Source organism: Marinomonas sp. CT5 (assembly GCF_018336975.1).
Classification (GTDB): domain Bacteria; phylum Pseudomonadota; class Gammaproteobacteria; order Pseudomonadales; family Marinomonadaceae; genus Marinomonas.
Map to the genome: position 1 here is coordinate 2164786 of NZ_CP025572.1, position 18186 is coordinate 2182971.

Genomic DNA, 18186 nt, shown 5'->3' on the forward strand with positions numbered 1-18186 from the left:
GTAGCCGTATATAGAACCCTGTTAAAGATTCCTGCTGTATAAAAGTGGGGTTATCCAGCCAGGGGAGTCCTGGTATCGTTTTTAATTGGAGAGATTGATCAATGAATATTCGTCCTTTGCACGATCGTGTCGTTGTTCGACGTAAAGAAGAAGAAACAACAACCGCATCTGGTATCGTCCTGCCTGGATCTGCTCAAGAAAAACCTACTCAGGGAGAGGTCTTGGCTGTTGGCACTGGCCGTATTCAATCAAATGGTGATGTGCAAGCTTTGGCCGTTAAAGTTGGTGATACTGTGTTGTTTGGCCAGTACTCAGGTCAGACCGTTAAGATCGAAGGTGAAGAACTTCTTATTATGAAAGAAGACGAAATTTACGGCATTATCGAAGCCTAATTCGTTATAAAGTTCTATTACGATTCATGGCATTTACAACAGTTAAGGTATAAAAAGATGACAGCTAAAGAAGTTAAATTTGGAGATAGCGCACGTCAGCAAATGCTGAAAGGTGTGAACGTTCTTGCAGATGCAGTTAAAGTAACGTTAGGCCCAAAAGGTCGTAACGTTGTCATTGAAAAATCTTTCGGAGCGCCTCTTGTTACTAAGGATGGTGTTACTGTTGCGAAAGAAATTGAACTTGATAACAAGTTTGAGAATATGGGCGCTCAAATGGTGAAAGAAGTTGCTTCTCAAGCCAATGATGTTGCTGGTGATGGTACAACGACAGCAACGGTTCTAGCTCAAGCTATTGTTGCTGAGGGTCTTAAGGCTGTTGCAGCTGGCCGAAACCCTATGGATCTTAAACGTGGTATTGATCAAGCCGCAGGTGCCGTAGTTAAAGAAATTGCTGCACTTTCTACTCCTTGTAAAGACAACCGTGCTGTCGAGCAGGTTGGTACTATTTCTGCTAACTCAGATTCTTCTGTTGGTAAAATTATCGCGGAAGCTATGGATCGTGTTGGTAAAGAAGGTGTCATTACTGTTGAGGAAGGTTCTGGCTTTGAAGATGAGCTAGCCGTTGTTGAAGGTATGCAGTTTGATCGCGGTTACCTGTCTCCTTATTTTATCAACAACCAAGAAACGATGAGCGCGGAACTAGAAAACCCTTTCATTCTTCTTGTTGACAAGAAAGTATCTAACATTCGTGATTTGCTACCTGTATTGGAAGGTGTTGCCAAAGCATCTCGTCCACTATTGATTATTGCAGAAGACGTTGAAGGCGAAGCGTTGGCTACATTGGTTGTAAACACAATGCGTGGCATTGTTAAAGTTGCGGCTACTAAAGCGCCTGGTTTTGGTGATCGTCGTAAAGCCATGTTAGAAGATATTGCGATTTTAACTGGTGCAACTGTTATTTCTGAAGAAGTGGGAATGTCTCTTGAGACAACAACTCTTGAGCAGTTGGGTACAGCAAAACGTGTTACTTTGACGAAAGAAAGCACAACCATTGTTGATGGTGCTGGTCAAGCGGCTAATATCACTGGTCGTGTAGAACAAATTCGTGCAGAGATGGCTAATTCTACTTCTGACTACGACAAAGAAAAACTTCAAGAGCGTGTTGCTAAATTGGCTGGCGGTGTTGCTGTGATTAAGATCGGTGCAGCAACCGAAGTAGCGATGAAAGAGAAGAAAGCTCGTGTAGACGATGCTCTTCATGCGACTCGCGCAGCAGTTGAAGAGGGTGTTGTTGCTGGTGGTGGTGTTGCACTTGTTCGTGCGCTAACTAAAGTAGTTGACCTTAAAGGCGACAATGAAGACCAGAACGTTGGTATTACGCTTGCGTTACGTGCGATGGAAGCTCCAATGCGCCAAATCGTTACAAATGCGGGTGCTGAAGCGTCTGTTGTTGTTGATAAAGTGAAACAAGGTGAAGGTAACTACGGTTACAATGCAGCAACGGGTGAGTATGGAGATATGTTAGAAATGGGTATTCTTGACCCAGCTAAAGTAACTCGTTCAGCTCTTCAAGCTGCCGCTTCTGTTGCTGGGTTGATGATCACTACTGAAGCTATGATTGCCGACCTTCCAAAAGAAGAAGGTCCAGCTATGCCTGATATGGGTGGCATGGGCGGAATGGGTGGCATGGGCGGCATGATGTAACCCTTTCCCTAGCTACTTAGCTTAAACAGAGCCCCACTTTTTAGTGGGGCTTTTTAATGTTTATAAGTCAAAAATCGACTTGATTCTGTCTTTTTTATCTTTCTATAGCTCTATGTGCAAACCATTGATTCTAAAGCTATTGATAAATGCTCACCTGTGTAAGATACTTGACTAGATATTTATGTCCATTATTTGTAAATAAAGGGAAGCTTATGCTCAGAAAAACCCTCGTTAGTATTGCTGTGTCAGGAGCACTATATGTGTCCAGCAGTTACGGATTGGAACTGGGTGAGTTAACCTCTCAATCAAATTTGGGCGAGCCTTACCGCGGAAAAATTGAACTTTCTGATGTAGGTAACCTGACGAATGATGATATTCTTGTTCGTCTCGGCAGCGAAAGTGAATTTCAACAGGCTGGTTTCGCTCCTACGCGGGTTTTGTCACAACTTAAATTTGATGTGGCCAGAGAAAATGGCAAGTTTATTGTTGCGGTATCTTCAGACAAGCCCCTAAGGGTTGATGAGTTGCATTTTATTTTGGCGGCTCGCTGGCCAAGTGGTCAAGTCGTACGAGAATATCAAACGCCTTTAAATCAATCGGCTTTAGTTAATAAATCGAAGCGAGAGGTTGTTCAATCCGCTTCTACCTCATCGGCTTCATCGAATAGTTCGGTATTCCGTCAGGCTACAATGGCTGCTGAAAAGATGTCATCTAAAGGCCGTTTAGGTGTTGCCAAAGGTAATACTTTGTGGTCTATCGCAGGTCAAAACCAGCCTACAAATCAACTGACCATTTATCAAACGATGATGGCCATTCAGGCTCTCAATAAAGACGCATTTTATTCAGACAATATTAACCTTCTTAAAGAAGGTGCCATTCTGCGTTTGCCAACTAAAGATCAAATTGCATTATTTAATAAGTCTATTTCAAAAGAAGAGTTTCAACGACAGCATGACGCATGGATGGCCTTGAAAGGTACCAAAGGCGATGCTTTAGTTGAACAAGCACAACTAAATACACAAGCAAAAGGGAAGGGGGCATCTGCAGGGGCTAGTGCAGGTGGAGATAAATTAACTCTTGCTTCTGACCAAAGTGTATTACCTGAAAAGAATGCAAGCTCTAATGCTGGTGAAGGTAATGCTGCTAGTGTCGAAGCTTTAAAAAATGAATTGTCCGCTTCTCAGGAAATGCTTGATAAGGAAAAGCGGGAAAAAGGTGAGCTATCTAATCAGCTTGGCGATTTAAATAAACAACTAGCAACCCTAGAAAAGTTAATTAGTTTAAAAGATAAGCAGCTGGCAGATTTGCAGCAGCAGTTTACAAGTGCTCAACAAGCGCTTCAAGAACAGAAAAATACGGTAGATCAGCTGTTGGAAGCAGATCAAATCCGTAGAGAGAAAGAGCAGGCTGAAGCGGACTCCATCGTTAACAAAATTTTTGGCAATCCGATTATCGTTTCCATCGGCGCTGTTGTCCTGTTGTTACTTGGCTTTTTGATTGGCTTGATCATGCGACGCTCAGGTAAAAAACAGGAGGAAGATACAACAAAAAAGGATGAATTTGATCTTTCATCTGCTGCCCCTGTAGCCGCCGTGGCTGCCACTGAATTTGCCATGGCAGATGAGCCTGAGGAAAAGAATGAACCTCAAGAAATGAATGAGTTAGAAGAAGAGGATCCTTTTGCTTTTGATTTTGATGCGCCTGATGACGATGATGATTTAGACGCTTTTGGAAATGAAGATATAGCATCTGTTGATTTGTCTGAAGATGGGCCGGAGGTTGAGTTTGAAAATGCCGTGGATGACGCTTCGATTGATGATGAAGATGTTTTCTCTTCCTTTGGTGAATCGGATGATTTACCAGAGCCAGTACTGGATCTTGATGAAGACGAGTTAGATGATTTAGACGAAATCGATGCATTTTCGGAGGAAGATATTCCGACAATGACCCCCGAATCTATAGACGCTGAAACAGAATCATCTGAAGCAGAAGATGAGGCTGAAAGTGAAGAAGAGTCTTTTGTTTCTAGTTTACTAAATGATGCGGATCAAGATGATGTCGATGAATCTGCTATTTTTGATGGCGTTCCCAATGATTCATTGGCTGACTCGATAGAAGAAACATTGGCTGAAGCGCAACAAGATGACGATGATGAAATAGATATTCCGGAATTTGGTGAAGCGGAAGCGGCGGCGGATGAAGAGGTTAACGACGAAGAAGAGGAGTTTGACTTTTTTGATGCGAGCGGTGATGAGGCTGCTACAAAATTAGATTTAGCAAGGGCTTACATGGATATGGGTGACGAAGAAGGCGCGCGCGTAATCCTTGACGATGTTATCGAGTCAGGTAATGAAAAACAGATTGCAGAAGCGCAGAATATGATGGAGCGAATGTTCCCAAGTGACTAAAAAGAAAGTAGTTCTTGTCGTTGAGTATAACGGCGCAGCCTATAAAGGTTGGCAGGCTCAAAAAAACAATGTGCCAACAGTGCAAGGGAATGTAGAAAAAGCGTTAAGTATTATTGCGAATCACCCTGTGAGTGTAATTTGTGCTGGCAGGACTGATTCTGGTGTTCACGCCAGCGCTCAAGTTGTTCATTTCGAGACCAATTCGATTCGAAATGAGCGTGCTTGGACGCTAGGTGTCAACACACACCTTCCTAATGACATTTCTATTGTTGCAGCTCGATATGTGAATGAAGACTTTCATGCTCGTTTCAGTGCCTTGAGTCGTCGTTATCGATATGTGATTTATCAATCTAATTTACGTCCTGCTATACTGGCGAACGGTGTGACCTGGTCGTATCGAAAGCTTGATGTATTAGCGATGAAAGACGCTGCAAAGTACTTTGTGGGAGAGCATGACTTTAGTTCGTTTCGCGCGGTTGGGTGTCAGGCAAAAAGTCCAATTCGAACAATTTTGAACTTTGAGGTTCAACAGTTTGGACGGTATATTGTTTTAGATGTAAGAGCTAATGCATTTTTACATCATATGATTCGTAATTTTGCTGGAGTACTTATGACCATAGGTGCCGGAGATGCACCTGTTGAGTGGGCGAAAACGGTGTTAGATGCAAGAGATAGAACTAAGGGAGGGGTGACTGCTTCTCCAAATGGGCTCTATTTCGTAGACGCTCAATACCCTAATTCTTTTAATGTTCCGGTTTGTCCATTAGGACCTCATTTTTTACCCTTTGTTGAAGAGCCTTCCTATGAGTTGCCGAGTTAAAATCTGCGGTATTACAAATTTAGACGATGCGCTAATGGCGTGCCGACATGGTGCAGATGCGTTAGGCTTTGTTTTTTACAAGAATAGCCCGCGGTATGTATCGCCAGAGGTCGCTAATTCAATTGTTGCTCAGTTGCCTCCTTTTGTTACGCCCGTGTCTTTGTTTGTCGACGCGGACGCTGCTTTGGTAAGCTCTGTCCTAGAGGGTAGCTCACGCTGGGTTATTCAGTTTCATGGGAATGAGTTGGAAGATGAGTGTGCTTCATATCAACGTCCTTATATGAAAGCTTTGCGAGTGCAAAAAAATGACGATGTCAGGGCTTTAGTTGAGCAATACTCGAGTGCTACTGCCATGTTATTGGATGCTTATAAAGCCGGAGTTCCGGGTGGTACCGGAGAGGTGTTCGACTGGACGTTAATACCAAGTAACTTGCCTAAACCAATCGTGTTGGCTGGTGGGTTGACGCCTGAAAATGTAGGGCAGGCAATTAAACAGGTTCAGCCTTATGCTGTTGATGTGAGCGGTGGGGTAGAATTATCCAAAGGCATTAAGAGCGAACTTAAAGTTCAAGAATTTATCAATGGAGCAAAGTGTGGATAGTAGAGACGTGAACTTAGATTTACCCGATTCTCATGGTCGTTTTGGCCAATATGGTGGCATATTTGTTTCAGAGACTCTCATGTCAGCTCTAGATGATCTGGCGAAAATGTATGAACGCTTGTCTAAAGATAAAGAGTTTCAAGCCGCTTTTGATTATGACCTAGCGCATTATGTTGGTCGGCCGTCTCCATTATATTTTGCGGAAAGATTAACAGAGAAAGCCGGCGGCGCGAAAATATACCTGAAACGAGAAGATTTGAATCATACTGGCGCCCATAAAATCAATAATACGATTGGTCAGGCATTACTTGCTAAGCATATGGGTAAACCTAATATCATTGCAGAAACTGGTGCTGGTCAGCATGGTGTTGCATCGGCAACCGTGGCTGCTCGTTTAGGTTTAAAGTGTAAAGTGTTTATGGGGGCTGAAGATATTCGTCGACAGTCTCTAAATGTATACCGCATGAAGCTATTGGGCGCAGAAGTCGTGTCGGTTGAGTCAGGCACTAAGACGCTTAAAGATGCGCTAAATGAAGCAATGCGATATTGGGTCGGAAATGTAGATGATACATTTTATATTATTGGTACCGCTGCGGGCCCACACCCATATCCAAAATTGGTTAGGGACTTTCAAGCGGTTATTGGACGCGAAACCAAAGCACAATGTTTGGAGCAAGAAGGGCGTTTACCTGATGCGGTTGTCGCGTGTGTGGGTGGCGGCTCAAACGCGATTGGCATGTTCCATCCCTTTATCAAAGATGAAAGTGTAGCTATGTATGGCGTTGAAGCGGGTGGTGATGGTGTAGAAACAGGGCGCCATGCCGCTCCTTTAAGTGCTGGCCGCCCAGGGGTGCTTCATGGGAACAGAACCTATGTTATGGCAGATGATGACGGTCAGATCATTGGGACACACTCCATTTCAGCAGGTTTAGATTATCCAGGTGTTGGTCCTGAGCATGCTTGGTTGAAAGATATTGGTCGTGCTCATTACGTTGCCATTAATGATGATGAAGCAATGGAAGGATTTCGTGATTTGACTCGATTAGAAGGTATTATGCCTGCATTAGAGTCAAGCCATGCTGTGGCATACGGGATGAAACTTGCTGCAACAATGGATAAAGATAAGGTGATAGTTATTAATCTTTCAGGTAGAGGTGACAAAGATATTCTAACGGTAGCTGAATTGGATGGGATTGAAGTATGAGTCGCGTTAAACAATGTTTTGTAAATTTAGAAAAATCTGGTAAAAAGGCGCTCATTCCATATATTACTGCTGGTGATCCTAGTCCTGATTATACTGTCACTATGATGAATTCACTGGTCGACTCAGGTGCAGATATTATTGAAGTCGGCATGCCGTTTTCTGACCCGATGGCAGACGGTCCCGTCATACAGTTGGCTTGTGAGCGGAGTTTAGCTGCTGGAACCAATGTTAAAAAAGTATTACAAATTATTAAGGAATTTAGACGTAATAATCAGCAAACGCCTATCGTCTTAATGGGCTATTTGAACCCAATTGAATTTTATGGGTATCAAAATTTTGCTGATGCGGCAAAAGAAGCGGGTGTGGATGGCGTTTTATTAGTAGATCTGACTCCAGAAGAGGCGACAGATGTAGTAGAATGCTTCCGAGATAATGAGATAGATCTTATTTATTTGCTGTCGCCAACGACTACACCTGAACGAGCTAAGAAAATTTGTGACTTGGCGTCTGGTTATGTTTATTACGTTTCAGTAAAGGGTGTAACAGGTTCTGCTGAGTTAGATGTCGAAAGTGTTAAGCAACACGTTGACTCTTTGCGCACTATTACATCTTTGCCTATTGGGGTTGGTTTTGGTATTCGTGACGCAAAAACAGCGTCAGCAGTCAGTAAATGTGCTGACGGCGTCATTGTTGGTAGTGTATTAGTTAACGCCATAGCAGAAAATAAAGAGAGTCAAAAAGAATTTATAGCTGACGCTTTAAAGGCAATTTTGTCGCCAATGCGTGATGAAATGGATGCTTAAGCGGCAGTAAACGAGAAATTTGGAGAAAAATATGAGTAGCTGGTTAGATAAATTTGTTCCTTCGATTGTGCGCAGTGAGTCAAAGCGCAGCACAGCAGGCTCGGTGCCTGAGGGACTTTGGAAAAAATGCCCAAAATGTGAAAACGTGCTTTATCGTCCAGAGCTCGAGAAAAATTTAGATGTTTGTCCAAAATGTAATCATCATCTGCGTGTAGGTGCTCGCCGTCGTTTAGATATTTTTTTGGATAAAGAAGGTCGTCATGAGATAGGTGCTCACCTTGAACCTGAAGATAAACTTAAGTTTAAGGATTCTAAACGCTATAAAGATCGTATCGCCGATGCACAGAAAGCGACGGGGGAGAAAGACGCATTAGTTGCGATGCAAGGTGCGTTGAATGGTATGCCAGTTGTAGCGGTTGCATTTGAATTCAGCTTCTTGGGTGGTTCAATGGGCGCCATTGTTGGTGAGCGCTTTATTCAAGCCGTCAATGTTTGTTTAGAGAAGCGCATTCCGCTTGTTTGCTTCTCTGCCTCTGGTGGTGCTCGCATGCAAGAAGCTTTGATTTCTTTGATGCAAATGGCTAAAACCAGCGCGGGTTTAGAACGCATGAAGCAAGAGAAAATTCCTTATATTTCTGTCATGACGGACCCTGTTTTTGGTGGAGTATCTGCCTCTCTTGCTATGTTAGGTGATTTAAATGTGGCTGAGCCAAATGCTTTGATTGGTTTTGCTGGTCCTCGTGTAATTGAGCAAACTGTTCGTGAAAAATTACCTGAAGGTTTCCAACGAAGTGAGTTTTTATTAGATAAAGGCGCGTTGGACATGATTATTAAGCGTGATGAAATGCGCGACCGTTTGTTTAATATTTTATCTTTGTTGACTGAAAATAAGGTTGCTTAATTAAATGACGCATACGTCATTAGCGAGTTGGCTTTCATATATTGAAAGCCAACATCCTGCAGAAATCGAGCTAGGGCTTGATAGAGGGAATAAAGTTTTATCTAGACTGAATTTATCTCGGCCGAAGCATCAAATTATTACTGTGGCCGGCACAAATGGAAAGGGTTCTACTTGTGCCATGCTGACCCAATATCTTTATGAGCAAGGTTATTCTGTTGGCACTTATACTTCCCCCCATTTTCTCGCATTTAATGAGCGAATCGCTCTAAATAATAATCCATGTAATGACGCTATTCTCTGTCGAGCATTTGAGGCAATTGAAGCTGCTCGAGATGGGATTGAGCTTACTTATTTTGAGTTCAGTACACTTGCCGCGCTTTGGATTTTTGACCATTCGGATTTAGATTATTGGGTATTGGAAGTCGGCCTTGGTGGGCGTTTAGACTCTGTTAATATGGTGGATGCAGATGTTGCCGTATTGACATCAATATCTTTAGATCATGTTGATTGGTTAGGGGATAACTTAGAGGTTATCGCCAGAGAAAAAGCGGGAATCGCCAGGAAAGATAAGTTGCTGGTGAGTGGTGTTGTTAACCCTCCTGATTCTATTGCTACTACCGCTTTTGAAGTAGGCGCCATTCTCCGTCAAAAGAATGTGGATTTTAGTTTTAGCCTTGATCAAGATGTTTGGTCGTGGCGCGGTAATGATATGTCTTTTGCTAATTTACCTATTCCATCATTACCACTTCAGAATGCTGCGACTGTAATTGCTGTATTAGTCTATATGGGGATGTCGCCAAATAAGGAAGATTTAGCTCGTTTATTTAGTACCGCTAAATTGCTTGGGCGTTTTCAAAAGGTTTCATCTTCACCAGATATCTATATTGATGTTGCTCATAATCCTGAAGCGGCTTTAGAGCTTGCTAGTCGCGTCAAAGGTCTGCCAAAACAACCTATCGCTATTTGTGGCATGTTGAAAGACAAAGATATAGGTAGCGTAATGGCTTATTTGGCGGATGCTTTTTCAGAATGGTATTGCTGTGATTTAGGTGGTATTCGAGGGGCAAAAGCTGACGAGTTAGTTAACAGCATCTTGAAGGTTGCGCCAAATCTGCCTGCTAATAATCTTCATACCTATACTTCCGTTGAGAGTGCATTACCGTCTGCTCTTAGTACGGCAAAACAAGAGCAGCGCCCCATCATTGTTTTTGGTTCCTTTGTGACCGTATCTGATTATTTGGCATTAAGCCAAGTGAAGAGTGATTTATGATAGACAGAGCTATAACCTATAGGTTGATTGGCGCAGGGATTATGGTGCTATCAGCCGCCATCGTTTTGCCATTGATATTAGATGGTGAACGCCCAGCTGAATTGGATGTCCAGGTTCATGTAACAACACCTCCAGACTTTCCTGTAGTGAACATTGCTCCTGTCCAGCCTGTAGAGAGTTTGCCAGTCGAGCCATCACCAGCCGAAGAAAAATCAGCACAAGATATTCAATTGATTCCTATTCCAAAGTCCGCAAAGGATGTGGCTGTTATTGAGAAGTCTGCTCCTTCATCGAAGAAAGCTGAAGTGGCGTCCCAAGCTAAAACAGCGTCTGCAGAAAAAGTCACTTCGACTAAAATTGCCGAGCGTTGGACCCTGCAGATTGCAACTTTTAAGAGCGAAGACAATGCAATTCGTCTCGTTAAAAAATTAAAAGACGCAAATTATGATGCTTACAGTCTAACGACAAACTCACTTTATAAAGTTTATGTGGGACCAGAGTTTAAGAGAGAAACGTCTGAAAAAATGCGAGAAAAAATTAACAATGAATTTAAATTGAAAGGCCTTGTTATTAAATATTCTGTTAATTAATTCGCGGTCGTTTGTTGTAGTATTTGGAAAATTTTAGCCATCTGTTAAACTCCGCATTTTTAGAGGAACTCATGGAGCAAGTAAATTCAATGTCAACAGTGGATTGGTTGATTGTTGCAGTCGTAGTGCTTTCTACTCTTTTGAGTTTGAAGAGAGGCTTTGTAAAAGAGGTTTTGTCTCTGCTTACTTGGGTTGTCGCCTTTGTGGTTGCCATTAAATTTTCTGATCAGATGCAAGCGCTTTTGCTTGATCAAGTTCAGAATGACCAGATTCGCTACATAGTTTCTTTTGTATCATTATTCATTGCCACTTTGGTTGTGGGGGCCCTCGTCAGCTTTTTGCTTGGCTCTTTAATACAGGTAACAGGCCTATCTAGCACCGATAGAGTACTTGGTATGCTATTCGGTTTTGCTAGAGGCAGCTTAATTGTTGTGGCTTTTGTATCTTTATTGAGCTTAAGCCCAGCGATAGAAAAAACAGAATTTTGGAAAACGTCTCAATTGATTCCTCAACTGGGTCAATTGAATGATTGGACACGTGATATGTTAGGCAAGAGTTCGGATCTGATGGATTCGACTCTCATTGATCGTGCTCTTGGTAGTTAATTGCTCTCTGTAGCAATCAAATAGATTAAGAACCTTTGCGGTGTTTGCCGCAATTCCCCAACACGAGGATCTAGAACATGTGTGGTATCGTTGGTGTCGTAGGCACGTCTGTGGTTAACCAAGCTATCTTTGATGCGTTAACCCTTCTTCAGCATCGTGGGCAAGATGCTGCAGGCATGGTGACAAGCCATAATGGACGTTTATGCTTGCGTAAAGACAATGGTCCGGTGAGTGAAGTTTTTCGCACTCGTCATATGAAAAAACTACACGGCAATATTGGAATAGGGCATGTCCGTTATCCAACGGCAGGTACTTCCAGTTCAGCGGAAGCTCAGCCTTTCTATGTTAACTCTCCGTATGGCATCTCCTTAGCTCATAATGGAAATTTAACGAATACTGGTAAGTTAAAACAAGAAGTTTTTGAGTCTGACTTGCGTCATATTAATACGACGTCTGATTCCGAAGTGTTGGTTAATGTATTGGCTCATGAGCTTCATGAAGAAGGCAAATTGATACCAACACCTGAAGATATTTTTAATGCACTTGAACGTGTTTATAAACGTATCGAAGGTGGTTATGCCGTTGTAGCTCTGATTACTGGTTACGGAATTTTGGCTTTTCGCGATCCAGATGGTATTCGTCCATTGATTTATGGTTCTCGCCAAACGGATTCTGGCACGGAATATATGGTGGCCTCCGAAAGTGTTGCACTTGATGCGGCAGGGTTCAAAATTGAGCGTGATATCCAGCCAGGTGAAGCAATCTTTTTTGATTTAAACCATAAGGTTCATGTGCGTCAGTGCACACCAAAGAAAGCAGCGCGTCCTTGTTTATTTGAATATGTATACTTTGCTCGTCCTGATACGGTTATTGATAGTATTTCAGTGTACAAAGCGCGTATTAATATGGGGGACCGTCTTGCTGAGAAAATTCAACGTGAATGGAAGGATCACGATATCGATGTTGTTATTCCTATTCCAGACACAAGCCGAACGGCGGCTCTGCAAATTGCGCAAGCGTTGAATATTCCGTTTCGTGAAGGTTTGGTGAAAAACCGTTATATCGGTCGTACATTTATTATGCCCGGTCAAGCCGTACGTAAAAAATCCGTTCGTCAAAAGCTGAACCCTGTTCCTTTTGAATTTAAAGACAAAACGGTTTTATTGGTTGATGACTCCATAGTACGTGGCACAACAAGTAAAGAAATTATTGAAATGGCAAGAGAGGCTGGCGCTAAGAAAGTGTACATCGCTTCGGCTGCGCCAGAAGTTCGATATCCTAACGTTTATGGTATCGATATGCCTGCCGCTAAAGAGCTCATTGCTCATGATCGTAATGTCGATGAAATTTGTGAATTAATTGGTGCAGATAAATTAATCTTCCAAGATTTACAAGATTTGATTGATGCTTGTATCGATGAAAAACATTCTGATGTTCGTGAATTCGATACGTCTGTATTTGATGCAAAATACATTACAGGGAACATCGATGCCGCTTATTTAGCTGGCATAGAGGGGGCGCGTAATGATTCGAATAAAGCCGCAGTAATGGAGCAGGCTAGTGATATGATGCATCCTATGTAGACACTTAGGTTATGTCGTGACGGATAAACTAAGCCAGGTCACGCCTGGCTTAGTTGTTTTTGGGGAATATTTTTAAAGAGTGGCTTGGAGTAAATTAATGGCTGATTATAAAGACGCAACGAATGCGATTCGTGCGGGTATACGTCAAACACAAGAGCAAGAAAACAGTGAAGCCATTTTTATGACCTCTAGTTTTGCTTATGGCAGTGCGGAGGAGGCGGCGGTCAAGTTCTCTGGTGATGAGGATGGCAATGTCTATTCACGTTTTACTAATCCGACAGTAGAGCTTTTTGAGAAGCGTTTGGCGACCTTGGAAAAAGGTGAAGCCGCCATTGCGACAAGCTCTGGTATGGCGGCTCTGATGACTCTGGCTTACAGCTTGTTAAGTGCTGGTGATCGTGTTGTTTGTTCGCGTAATATCTTTGGTTCGACTGTCAAATTCTTTAATGCCTACACCGCCAAGTTTGGTGTAGAAGTGTTGTATGTCGATGCGACAGATTATGGTGCTTGGGCAGAAGCGATCAACGAGAACACTCGATTTTGTTATTTTGAAACACCGTCAAACCCTCTCTATGAAGTGGTTGACGTTGCGAGAGTTGCTGCTTTAGCTCATGACAAAGGTGCGTTGTTGTGTGTGGATACTGTTTTAGCAACACCAGCATTGCAGAACCCTTTGACGCAAGGGGCTGATATTGTCATGCAATCTGCGACCAAATTTATTGATGGTCAAGGACGTTGTTTAGGTGGTGCTTTGATTGCAAGCCAAGAGATAGTGAACACCTTTACCGCCTTTATGCGTAGTGCGGGGCCTTGTATGAGCCCGTTTAATGCATGGGTATTACTTAACGGTCTTGAGACTTTATCTTTGCGTATGACAGCCCATTCAGCGAATGCATTAAAACTGGCTGAATTTTTAGAAGCGCACCCGAAAGTCCTTAAAGTGAACTACGGTGGTTTGCCTAGTCACAAATACCATGAATTAGCGAAACAGCAACAAAAAGACTTTGGCGGTTTATTGTCATTCGAAGTGGAAGGCGGTCGTAAGGCGGCGTGGGCTTTGATTAATGGTACAAAGTTGATGTCAATTACTGGTAATTTGGGTGATACCAAAACCTTGGTTACGCATCCAGCTACGACAACTCATGGCCGTTTAACGGATGAAGAAAAGGCAAAAGCAGGTATAACTGAAGGGTTGATTCGTGTCTCTGTTGGTTTAGAAGACATTACAGATATTATTGCGGATGTAGATCAGGCTTTAGCGACGTTATAGCGCTAATCTATTTTCATGATTTCAAAGCCAGCGCAAAAGTATCTTTGCGCTGGCTTTGTGTTATTTAGTGTTCACTTCATAGATACGAACCACAACGTAACTTTCATCGGGTGCTGCATCAACGGTTCCAACAAATTGTTTTTTATTTAGCCAGTCGTATTTGCCTATAGGTGCTTGGAAAGTAGGGTTTGTGACAATGTACCAATCTTCGACCGGTGTTCCGCTCCCTGCTGGATCAAGAGCAACACCGCGATTATCAATAACAATGTTGGTGCCATCGTCTGTCGTAATAGAATACAGAGCAAACAACTCCCATACACCGTCATGTCGTTCGAGCTGCCAATCGGCCCCACCTGCTCGTACGGTTGCTTTGAATCCATCTTTACCATGGAACTCTCCACCAATGATGGGGGCAATGCCTCTATAGCCTTTATTCGCTGCACCTATTTCAACATGTTTATCTAAGTCAACAATGCCCTCCAAAACCAATTTATTGGTCGGAGTCATGACGTTTGGCGGCCATGCTCCAAGCTCCGGCCTAACGACTTCTGATGCCATAGCGTTAATGGATGAATAGGCAATTAACATTGTGGCGGACAATTTTAGAAATCCGGTGAATTTTTTCATTATACGTGGCGCTCCTTGTGTGATTATTTTTCTGATTGCTCCTTTAATGTAACAACTATTTTTTGAACGACATCTCCCAAATAGGATATAACCATTAAGTTTATTGAGTGGTATTGGTCACTGGTAAGAAGTGAACAGGGTAGATTGTTTGTCAAAGTGGTAGGTCGATGTGATAAAGCGAAAAAACCACAGTGCATGAAGTGCAACTGTGGTTTTTGTTAGCGATTTGAGCGGTTAGAAAAGTGCTTAATCTGAAGATGTTTCGTCTTTTGCTTTTTCGAGTTCCGCTTGCTGTTTTCTTTCTTTACGACGATAGCCTAAAACCAACAGACAGGGCGTTAGTATAAGCGTTAATGGTGTGGCAAAAGTAAGCCCGCCAGCGATCGCAGTAGAGAGCTGGGTCCACCATTGCGCAGATGGTGCTCCGATACTGAGGGATTGGTGTACTAGGTCAATATTTAGCTGAAACACCATAGGGACCAATCCTAGAATAGTCGTAATGGTCGTCAGCATAACGGGTCTTAGGCGCTGAACCCCTGTTCTGATAGCCGCTTCTCTAACCATCATGCCTTGCTTTCGTAAGCCGTTAAAAGTGTCGATCAACACGATATTATTGTTTACAACAATACCTGCCAAAGCAATGACGCCAACACCACTCATGACAATGCCGAAAGGTTGTCCTTTTACCATGAGACCAATAAAAACCCCCATGGTTGAAAAGATGACAGCACTTAAAATCAACAGACATTGGAAGAAGTTATTAAACTGTGTCACAAGGATGATCGCCATGATGAAAAAAGCCACACCAAATGCCTTTATCAAAAATACCATGGATTTTTGCTGATCCTCGGTGTTGCCGCGGAATTCATAACTGACAGACTTATCAATACCAGCCGCATCCAATTTTACTTTAATGGCTTTGATGACTTCATCCACCACTAAACCGTCTTTTACATCAGCATCAATTTTAATGGTTTTCTTACCATCTGTTCTATTGATTACACCTTGTTTAGGTGCCGCATAGCGATGAATAAAGTTGCTGGCTGGAATGCTGCCATGATTGGTTGGAATTTGTAAATGATCCAGCTGATCTAAGCTGCGTTGGTTTACAGGGTACCTCAGTACGATGTCAATTTTATCATCGGCTCCATCAGGTAAAAAATTACTGAGTTTTATGCCTGATGTGACCAGTTTCACAACGTTACCGAGACTATTGACATCGACACCATAACGGCTGGCTTCGGCGCGATCAATATCAATTCGCCACTCAATACCAGGAAGAGACCTGTCATCGCTAACCGTTACTATTTCATCCCTTTGCTGTAATTGTTTAATAATTTCGTCGGCAGCAAGGTTAAGCGCTGCAGAGTAATTAGAACTTAGTTGCAGTTGGATGTCTGCACCTGATTGGGGGCCACCTTGTTCCTTTTGTGCGCTTACTTCAATGCCAGGAATTTGTTTAGTGCGCTCTCTGATACGATCCAGAATGATTGTCGCTGGTTCACGTTTATACCAGTCAATCAACTCCATACTAATAGTGCCAATACTATCAGGCGCACTGTTGTTGCCTGGTGTCGCGTAGGTGGTCGCAACAACGCTTTTTAATGCTGGCGTACCAAGGACTTGCTGCTCAACTTGTCTTACTAAGGAATCTTTTTCTTCAAGGGAAAGGTCACCTCGTGCACGAATATCAAGGTTTGCTGATTCTGGTTCAATGCTCGGGAAGAATTCAATGCCTTTACCAAATTTTCCATAGCTGGCAAAAATACTTATCAGCAAAACAATAGTAAAAAGCAGTACCCAAACAGGACTTTCTACTAAGCGAGTTAAAACCCGTCCGTATAAGCCAGTAAGACCAGTCAGTTCAGTTAAGTCCCCAGTTTCAGTGGTGCGCAGCGCATGCATTGTTTTTTCATTGTAAGCGCCTTTTTTACCGATAATAGAGCCGATTGTAGGCAAAACGATTAAGGCCATAACCAATGATGATGATAACGTGGCGATAATTGTGATGGGCATGAAGCGCATAAATTCCCCCACAATATCTGGCCAAAATAATAAGGGCATAAAGACAGCGAGTGTCGTGGCCGTAGAGGCTGTAATAGGCCAAGCCATGCGCTTAGCTGCTTCGCTATAGGCTTGGCGCTTGGATGCGCCTTCGGCAAGTTTGCGGTCGGCATATTCGGTGACAACAATTGCCCCGTCGACAAGCATCCCAACACTTAAAATCAAGGCAAAAAGCACCACCATGTTAATGGTGTAACCTTGTATATTGAGGATTAAAATACCTGATAGGAAAGCACCAGGAATAGCCAAGCCTACTAAGACAGCACTGCGTATACCAAGTGCCCAGACAATCACAATCATTACCAAAAGGGTGGCAGCAAGGACATTATTGAACAAATCATTCAGTGACGTTTCAATTTCAGTAGACTGATCCCCAGTAAGGTTGTATTCAACACCTTCTGGCCATTGTTGGCTTTCTTGCTGTACCACGGTTTTTACGGCATCAATGGTGTTAATTATATTGACACCAACGCGCTTAGATACCGCTAGGGTGATACTGCGTTTACCTTCGACTCGGGCGTAACTGGCAGGGTCCTCGAATGTTAATTCACCTGTAGCGATATCACCTAATAAAACCACTTGGTCGCCGTCAGCTTTGACTGGTAAGTTGAGAATGTCTTCTTTCGTTTTTAATAACCCGGGGACTTTTAATGAAAATCGACCCGCACCAGTATCTAAATTGCCGGCAGCAACTAAACGGTTGTTACCCGATACAAAATTTGCCACTTCAGTAAGCGATAAATTATAAGATTCAAGCTGCTCAGGGCGAATAATTATCTGTGCTTGTTGGTCTCGATCACCACTGATTTTGGCTTCTAGTACACCATTAACAGCCTCAATTGAGTCCTGTAGGTTTTTAGCGATGCGGCTTAAGCTGGCGAAATCCACATTGCCTGATAAGTTGACTCGTAATACTGGGAAGGTTGATAAATTTATTTCATTGACTGTCGGTTCGTCTGCATCGGCAGGTAACTCGCTTTTGGCTCTATCAACTTTGTCTTTTGCATCACTAATGGCTTGGTCAATATCGACACCAGAGTCAAATTCTAAAATGATAGAAGCATGGCCTTCTGAAGCGGTAGATTTGAGTTCTTTAAGACCTTCTAATCCTTTTAGTTCTTTTTCTAAAGGATGAACCAATAAACTGTCAGCATCTTCTGGAGAAATGCCTTCTAATGAGACCGAAACATAAGCCATTGGAATGGTAATGTCTGGGTTGCTTTCTTTTGCAATTTCAATATAAGACACGGTTCCCATAATCAGTATGAGAACAAAAAACATCATTACGGTTCGAGAGCGCGCTAAGGCCGCCTCAATTAATGTTTGCATATTGGGCCTCCTTAG

15 protein-coding genes are annotated in these 18186 nt (G+C 42.8%); 13 read left to right on the forward strand and 2 right to left on the reverse strand.

Translation table 11 applies throughout. From position 1 onward, the window contains the following. Nucleotides 1-101 precede the first annotated feature (101 nt). The 13 genes from C0J08_RS10115 to C0J08_RS10175 all read left to right on the forward strand — a co-directional run bounded on the left by C0J08_RS10115 (nucleotide 102) and on the right by C0J08_RS10175 (nucleotide 14151). A complete protein-coding gene (locus tag C0J08_RS10115) occupies nucleotides 102-392 on the forward strand; it encodes a co-chaperone GroES (RefSeq protein ID WP_212656006.1) in 291 nt (96 codons plus the stop codon). 57 nt (nucleotides 393-449) lie between these two features. Continuing rightward, the gene (groL, locus tag C0J08_RS10120) at nucleotides 450-2096 is read left to right on the forward strand and encodes a chaperonin GroEL (protein ID WP_212656007.1); all 1647 of its coding nucleotides are present in this window, start codon (nucleotides 450-452) and stop codon (nucleotides 2094-2096) included. Nucleotides 2097-2308: 212 nt separating this feature from the next. After that, a complete protein-coding gene (locus tag C0J08_RS10125; RefSeq protein WP_212656008.1) occupies nucleotides 2309-4504 on the forward strand; it encodes a motility hub landmark protein FimV in 2196 nt (731 codons plus the stop codon). After that, nucleotides 4497-5324: a tRNA pseudouridine(38-40) synthase TruA gene (truA, locus tag C0J08_RS10130; protein WP_212656009.1), complete on the forward strand. Its 828-nt coding sequence runs from the start codon at nucleotides 4497-4499 to the stop codon at nucleotides 5322-5324. The genes C0J08_RS10125 and truA overlap by 8 nt, the downstream gene beginning before the upstream one ends. Continuing rightward, nucleotides 5308-5925 carry a phosphoribosylanthranilate isomerase gene (locus C0J08_RS10135; protein WP_212656010.1) on the forward strand — a complete coding sequence of 206 codons (618 nt, stop codon included), beginning with the start codon at nucleotides 5308-5310 and terminating at the stop codon, nucleotides 5923-5925. The genes truA and C0J08_RS10135 overlap by 17 nt, the downstream gene beginning before the upstream one ends. After that, nucleotides 5906-7129 (forward strand): tryptophan synthase subunit beta, encoded by a 1224-nt coding sequence (gene trpB / locus C0J08_RS10140; RefSeq protein ID WP_212656011.1) that lies wholly within the window; start codon nucleotides 5906-5908, stop codon nucleotides 7127-7129. Before C0J08_RS10135 ends, trpB begins: the two co-directional genes overlap by 20 nt. Next, nucleotides 7126-7932 (forward strand): tryptophan synthase subunit alpha, encoded by an 807-nt coding sequence (gene trpA / locus C0J08_RS10145; protein ID WP_212656012.1) that lies wholly within the window; start codon nucleotides 7126-7128, stop codon nucleotides 7930-7932. Before trpB ends, trpA begins: the two co-directional genes overlap by 4 nt. 31 nt (nucleotides 7933-7963) lie before the next feature. Continuing rightward, nucleotides 7964-8833: an acetyl-CoA carboxylase, carboxyltransferase subunit beta gene (gene accD, locus C0J08_RS10150; protein WP_212656013.1), complete on the forward strand. Its 870-nt coding sequence runs from the start codon at nucleotides 7964-7966 to the stop codon at nucleotides 8831-8833. A 4-nt stretch (nucleotides 8834-8837) separates the two neighbouring features. Further along, nucleotides 8838-10103, forward strand: coding sequence for a bifunctional tetrahydrofolate synthase/dihydrofolate synthase (gene folC / locus C0J08_RS10155; RefSeq protein ID WP_212656014.1), 1266 nt, complete (start codon nucleotides 8838-8840; stop codon nucleotides 10101-10103). Further along, nucleotides 10100-10693 carry an SPOR domain-containing protein gene (locus C0J08_RS10160; RefSeq protein ID WP_249344617.1) on the forward strand — a complete coding sequence of 198 codons (594 nt, stop codon included), beginning with the start codon at nucleotides 10100-10102 and terminating at the stop codon, nucleotides 10691-10693. The genes folC and C0J08_RS10160 overlap by 4 nt, the downstream gene beginning before the upstream one ends. A gap of 71 nt (nucleotides 10694-10764) precedes the next feature. Then, entirely contained in the window at nucleotides 10765-11298 is a 534-nt protein-coding gene (locus C0J08_RS10165) for a CvpA family protein (RefSeq protein ID WP_212656015.1), read from the forward strand. 77 nt (nucleotides 11299-11375) lie between these two features. Beyond that, a complete protein-coding gene (gene purF, locus C0J08_RS10170; protein ID WP_212656016.1) occupies nucleotides 11376-12881 on the forward strand; it encodes an amidophosphoribosyltransferase in 1506 nt (501 codons plus the stop codon). Nucleotides 12882-12978: 97 nt separating this feature from the next. Next, a complete protein-coding gene (locus tag C0J08_RS10175) occupies nucleotides 12979-14151 on the forward strand; it encodes an O-succinylhomoserine sulfhydrylase (RefSeq protein WP_212656017.1) in 1173 nt (390 codons plus the stop codon). A gap of 60 nt (nucleotides 14152-14211) precedes the next feature. Here C0J08_RS10175 and C0J08_RS10180 read toward each other — a convergent pair whose 3' ends face one another. After that, complete coding sequence (locus C0J08_RS10180) at nucleotides 14212-14778, reverse strand: DUF3237 family protein (RefSeq protein ID WP_212656018.1); 567 nt, start codon at nucleotides 14776-14778, stop codon at nucleotides 14212-14214. Between the two features lie 246 nt (nucleotides 14779-15024). Then, nucleotides 15025-18171 (reverse strand): efflux RND transporter permease subunit, encoded by a 3147-nt coding sequence (locus tag C0J08_RS10185; protein ID WP_212656019.1) that lies wholly within the window; start codon nucleotides 18169-18171, stop codon nucleotides 15025-15027. Nucleotides 18172-18186: the final 15 nt, after the last annotated feature.